The organism is Cerasibacillus terrae (assembly GCF_008039555.1).
GTDB classification, from domain to species: domain Bacteria; phylum Bacillota; class Bacilli; order Bacillales; family Amphibacillaceae; genus Cerasibacillus; species Cerasibacillus terrae.
In genome coordinates this window covers 1-874 of sequence record NZ_VDUW01000027.1, presented here as the reverse complement: position 1 = coordinate 874, position 874 = coordinate 1, and the positions used below count along the sequence as shown (strand labels likewise).

The following is an 874-nucleotide window of genomic DNA, read 5'->3' as shown; positions in this document are numbered from 1 at the left end:
GAGGCTGGGACAAAACCCCAGTAAATAAAAACTAAGGCGTGGGAGCTTACACTAAAAAAAGTGTAGGCCCCACGCCTTTTTATGTTGTTATTTGAGTAAACAAAAAGGACACCTTTTGATAAAATTAAAGTTACCAGACAATAATTTAAAAAGAGGTGTCCTTATGTTTAAACATTATACCATGAATCAAGTTGTCTTGCCGCTAGATTTAGAAATAAAATTACAGGAAAATGATATTGCCTATACGGTCCATGAGCTGGTGGAAAGTATTCCTGATGAGGCATTCGCAGGGTTCTTGCGTCAAACTGGCCGCCCAGCCTATCACCCACGGATGATGATGAAGGTTATTTTATGCGCCTATTCGCAATCCGTCTTCTCTGGTCGAAAAATCGAAGCGTTATTAAAAGACAGTATCCGGATGATGTGGTTGGCTCAAGGACATGAACCGAGTTATCGCACCATTAATCGTTTTCGAGTACATCCTGAGGTAGAAAAGTTATTGCGGGAGTGCTTTGTCCAGTTCAGGAGTCAATTAGTTGAAGAAAAACTGATTGATGAAGAAGCAATTTTCATTGATGGCACAAAGATTGAAGCGAGCGCAAATAAATTCACTTTTGTCTGGCGAAAATCGACAGAAAAATATCACTCTAAGCTAGTAGAAAAGTCAAATCAAATGTATGATGAGTTACTTGAGAATGAAATTATTCCAGAAATTGAGCGAGAAAATTTAGAAGAGCTCTCCGTTGAAGAAATGAAAAACATTGTAGGAAATCTTGATAAAAAAGTGGAAGAATATGACAAACAAATTGAGGCAAGTGAAGTTGGAAGCGAACGGAAACAACTGCGTTCGGAGCGTAAGGCACCAAAACAATCT

The 874-nt window shown here is 38.7% G+C and carries 1 protein-coding gene; it reads left to right on the top strand.

What is annotated here, in order from left to right; translation table 11 throughout:
* Window positions 1-163: 163 nt before the first annotated feature.
* A partial coding sequence (locus FHP05_RS15145) for a transposase (protein WP_147670797.1) occupies window positions 164-874 on the top strand: 711 nt, incomplete at its 3' end.